At 50.5% G+C, this 5,009-nt stretch carries 3 rRNA genes; all 3 read left to right on the top strand.

Annotated elements, in window-relative coordinates:
- Positions 1-108: 108 nt before the first annotated feature.
- The 3 genes from I2G61_RS16175 to rrf all read left to right on the top strand — a co-directional run bounded on the left by I2G61_RS16175 (position 109) and on the right by rrf (position 5,005).
- Positions 109-1,644: ribosomal RNA gene (locus tag I2G61_RS16175) — 16S ribosomal RNA — on the top strand.
- Positions 1,645-1,901: 257 nt separating this feature from the next.
- Positions 1,902-4,799: ribosomal RNA gene (locus I2G61_RS16170) — 23S ribosomal RNA — on the top strand.
- A 92-nt stretch (positions 4,800-4,891) separates the two neighbouring features.
- A 5S ribosomal RNA gene (gene rrf / locus I2G61_RS16165) occupies positions 4,892-5,005 on the top strand.
- Together the 16S, 23S and 5S rRNA genes form the textbook arrangement of a ribosomal RNA operon.
- Positions 5,006-5,009 lie beyond the last annotated feature (4 nt).

Genomic DNA, 5,009 nt, shown 5'->3' with positions numbered 1-5,009 from the left:
TCGATCTTTGAAAACTAAACAGGAAGAAAAGCACAAATACAACGTCAATTCATAAAGCAGCTATTCTAAGGAATAGTGAAGATAAAACAAAGAGCTAACAAACTCTGACAAATGGAGAGTTTGATCCTGGCTCAGGATGAACGCTGGCGGCGTGCCTAATACATGCAAGTCGAACGCTTGCTTGAGGACTTGTCTTCAAGCGGGAGTGGCGAACGGGTGAGTAATACATAAGCAATCTGCCCATCGGCCTGGGATAACAGTTGGAAACGACTGCTAATACCGGATAGGTGATTGGAAGGCATCTTCTGATCATTAAAGTTGGGATACAACACGGATGGATGAGCTTATGGCGTATTAGCTAGTAGGTGAGGTAACGGCTCACCTAGGCGATGATACGTAGCCGACCTGAGAGGGTGACCGGCCACATTGGGACTGAGACACGGCCCAAACTCCTACGGGAGGCAGCAGTAGGGAATTTTCGGCAATGGGCGAAAGCCTGACCGAGCAACGCCGCGTGAGTGAAGAAGGCCTTCGGGTTGTAAAGCTCTGTTGTGAAGGAAGAACGGCTCATACAGGGAATGGTATGGGAGTGACGGTACTTTACCAGAAAGCCACGGCTAACTACGTGCCAGCAGCCGCGGTAATACGTAGGTGGCGAGCGTTATCCGGAATTATTGGGCGTAAAGGGTGCGCAGGCGGTTTTTTAAGTTTAAGGTGAAAGCGTGGGGCTTAACCCCATATAGCCTTAGAAACTGAGAGACTAGAGTACAGGAGAGGGCAATGGAATTCCATGTGTAGCGGTAAAATGCGTAGATATATGGAGGAACACCAGTGGCGAAGGCGGTTGCCTGGCCTGTAACTGACGCTCATGCACGAAAGCGTGGGGAGCAAATAGGATTAGATACCCTAGTAGTCCACGCCGTAAACGATGAGAACTAAGTGTTGGGGAAACTCAGTGCTGCAGTTAACGCAATAAGTTCTCCGCCTGGGGAGTATGCACGCAAGTGTGAAACTCAAAGGAATTGACGGGGGCCCGCACAAGCGGTGGAGTATGTGGTTTAATTCGACGCAACGCGAAGAACCTTACCAGGTCTTGACATCCCCTGCAAAGACATAGAGATATGTTGGAGGTTATCAGGGAGACAGGTGGTGCATGGTTGTCGTCAGCTCGTGTCGTGAGATGTTGGGTTAAGTCCCGCAACGAGCGCAACCCTTGTCTTTAGTTACTAACATTGAGTTGAGGACTCTAGAGAGACTGCCGGTGACAAACCGGAGGAAGGTGGGGATGACGTCAAATCATCATGCCCCTTATGACCTGGGCTACACACGTACTACAATGGCGGATACAACGAGAAGCAAGACAGTGATGTGGAGCAAAACTCAGAAAGTCCGTCTCAGTTCGGATTGAAGTCTGCAACCCGACTTCATGAAGCCGGAATCGCTAGTAATCGCGGATCAGCATGCCGCGGTGAATACGTTCTCGGGCCTTGTACACACCGCCCGTCAAACCATGAGAGTTGGCAATACCCGAAGCCGGTGGCCTAACCTCGCAAGAGGAGGGAGCCGTCGAAGGTAGGGCTGATGATTGGGGTTAAGTCGTAACAAGGTATCCCTACGGGAACGTGGGGATGGATCACCTCCTTTCTAAGGAGAAAGACGTACAAAGAAGTTGGATTTGTGAGGAAGTAAGCCTGTTTAGTTTTGAGAGATCGAAAGATTTCTCAGACAGTGATTGTTCTTTGAAAACCGAATAACAGAAAACAGATAGAAAGACATGATCTTTCTGAAAAGTTGTAAGATTTCAAAAATCAGAACAAGATATTTGAAGTTGAACGTTGAACAGTTCTTATTAAAGATTGAAAGGAACTCTGGACGACTCGCAGTCAAGACAGAGGACCTGTGATTAAATGAATAAGGGCATATGGTGGATGCCTAGGCATGTAGAGCAGAAGAAGGACGCAGCTAACGGCGAAACGCGACGGGGAGTGGTAAGCACACATCGATCCGTCGGTCTCCGAATGGGGAAACCCAGCGCGAGTAATGTCGCGTTACCCATGAGTGAATCCATAGCTCATGAGGAGAGAACCCAGGGAATTGAAACATCTTAGTACCTGGAGGAAAAGAAAATAACAATGATTCCCTCAGTAGCGGCGAGCGAACGGGGAAGAGCCCAAACCAGCCTCAGGGCTGGGGTAGTAGGACCACAACGTGGTACAGTAACCGATAGAAGAAGGACATTGAAAGGTCCGCCAAAGAGGGTGCAAGCCCCGTAATCGAAATTGGAAGCTGACCTAGTGGAATCCTGAGTACGGCGAGGCACGTGGAACCTTGTCGGAAGCATCCGGGACCATCCGGAAAGGCTAAATACTCCTACATGACCGATAGTGAACCAGTACCGTGAGGGAAAGGTGAAAAGAACCGCGGGAGCGGAGTGAAATAGAACCTGAAACCATATGCTTACAAGAAGACAGAGCCCGTTAAGGGGTGATGTCGTGCCTTTTGTAGAATGAACCGGCGAGTTATCTTATCGTGCGAGGTTAAGTGGAAGACACGGAGCCGAAGCGAAAGCGAGTCTGAATAGGGCGGCAGTACGATGAGATAGACCCGAAGCCGTAGTGATCTAGCCATGACCAGGTTGAAGTTTGGGTGAAACCAAATGGAGGACCGAACCGACCCCCGTTGAAAAGTTGGCGGATGAGTTGTGGCTAGCGGAGAAATTCCAATCGAACACGGCGATAGCTGGTTCTCCCCGAAATAGCTTTAGGGCTAGCGTCGAAGTAAGGGTAGTGGAGGTAGAGCACTGAATTCATGATGGCGCCGTCAAGGTGTACTGAATGAAATCAAACTCCGAATGCCATTATGACATCTTCGGCAGTCAGACTGTGGGTGATAAGGTCCATGGTCAAAAGGGAAACAGCCCAGATCATCAGTTAAGGTCCCAAAATTACCGCTAAGTGGAAAAGGATGTGGGGATGCACAGACAACTAGGAGGTTGGCTTAGAAGCAGCCACCCTTCAAAGAGTGCGTAACAGCTCACTAGTCGAGTGACCCTGCGCCGAAAATTAACCGGGGCTAAGCGGTATACCGAAACTATGGCAATGACTCAGGTCATTGGGTAGGGGAGCGTTCCATGGGCATCGAAGCTGTACCGTAAGGAGCAGTGGAGCGCATGGAAGTGAGAATGCCGGTGTGAGTAGCGAGATGCAGGTGAGAATCCTGCACACCGATAGACCAAGGATTCCAGGGGAAGGTTCGTCCGCCCTGGGTAAGTCGGGACCTAAGGCGAGGCTGAAAAGCGTAGTCGATGGAAAACAGGTTGATATTCCTGTACCCGCGCATCGAGTGATGGAGTGACAAAGAAGGCTAACCGGACCGGTAAATGGATTCCGGACCAAGCGAGGTAGGAGGCAGTCAGGCAAATCCGGCTGTCAATCTGAAGGCGTGATGGGGAGCGAACGGCGCGAGCCAAGTAGCGAAGACGGCGATGCCAGCTTTCAAGAAAAGCTTCTAGCGTTAATCGATGAGCGGCCCGTACCAAAACCGACACAGGTGGTCAAGGCGAGAAGCCTGAGGTGAGCGAGAGAACTGTTGCCAAGGAACTCGGCAAAATAGCCCCGTACGTTCGCAAGAAGGGGCGCTCGAAAGAGCCGCAGTGAAGAGGCCCAAGCAACTGTTTAACTAAAACACAGCTCTCTGCAAAGTCGCAAGACGAAGTATAGGGGGTGACGCCTGCCCGGTGCTGGAAGGTTAAGAGGATATGTTAGTCGCAAGACGAAGCATTGAATTGAAGCCCCAGTGAACGGCGGCCGTAACTATAACGGTCCTAAGGTAGCGAAATTCCTTGTCAGGTAAGTTCTGACCCGCACGAAAGGCGTAATGATTTGGGCGCTGTCTCGGCAGCAGACTCGGTGAAATCTTAGTACCTGTGAAGATGCAGGTTACCCGCAACTAGACGGAAAGACCCCATGGAGCTTTACTGTAGCCTGATATTGAGTTTTGATCAAGTATGTACAGGATAGGTGGGAGACGAAGAAGTTGGGACGTCAGTTTCAATGGAGTCGACGTTGGGATACCACTCTTAGTTGATTGAAATTCTAACCTGTATCCATGAGCTGGGTAAGGGACAGTGTCAGGTGGGCAGTTTGACTGGGGCGGTCGCCTCCTAAAGAGTAACGGAGGCGCCCAAAGGTACCCTCAGATTGGTTGGAAATCAATCGACGAGCGCAAATGCAGAAGGGTGCTTGACTGCAAGACAGACAAGTCGAGCAGGGACGAAAGTCGGGATTAGTGATCCGGCGGTGCAGAATGGAATGGCCGTCGCTTAACGGATAAAAGCTACCCTGGGGATAACAGGCTGATCTCGCCCAAGAGTTCACATCGACGGCGAGGTTTGGCACCTCGATGTCGGCTCATCGCATCCTGGAGCTGAATTCGGTTCCAAGGGTTGGGCTGTCCGCCCATTAAAGCGGTACGCGAGCTGGGTTCAGAACGTCGTGAGACAGTTCGGTCCCTATCTGTTGTGGGCGTAGGAAATTTGAGGAGAGCTGTCCTTAGTACGAGAGGACCGGGATGGACCCACCGCTGGTGCACCAGTTGTATCGCCAGATGCATAGCTGGGTAGCTAAGTGGGGAACGGATAAACGCTGAAGGCATCTAAGCGTGAAACCGACTCCGAGATGAGATTTCCCATTTCCAAGAGAAAGTAAGACCCCTTGAAGACGACGAGGTAGATAGGTCAGAGATGGAAGCACAGCGATGTGTGGAGTTGACTGATACTAATCGGTCGAGGATTTAATCACATGAGGAAAAAAACGTTCATAACGAAGTAAGAAAGAGCAAGACTTTCTGGAAGCAACTGTTATTTGGTTTTCAGGGAATAATCCTGAAATGATCTGGTGACGATAGCGAAATGGTCACACCTGTTCCCATCCCGAACACAGAAGTTAAGCATTTCCGCGGCGAGAATAGCTATGCCTGCCATAGTGAACGTAGCTCGTTGCCAGGTTCTC

Origin of the sequence: Holdemania sp. 1001095H_141210_F2 (assembly GCF_015558105.1) — a bacterium.
In the GTDB taxonomy this organism is placed as follows: domain Bacteria; phylum Bacillota_I; class Bacilli_A; order Erysipelotrichales; family Erysipelotrichaceae; genus Holdemania.
This window is presented reverse-complemented; position numbering and strand designations above follow the sequence as displayed.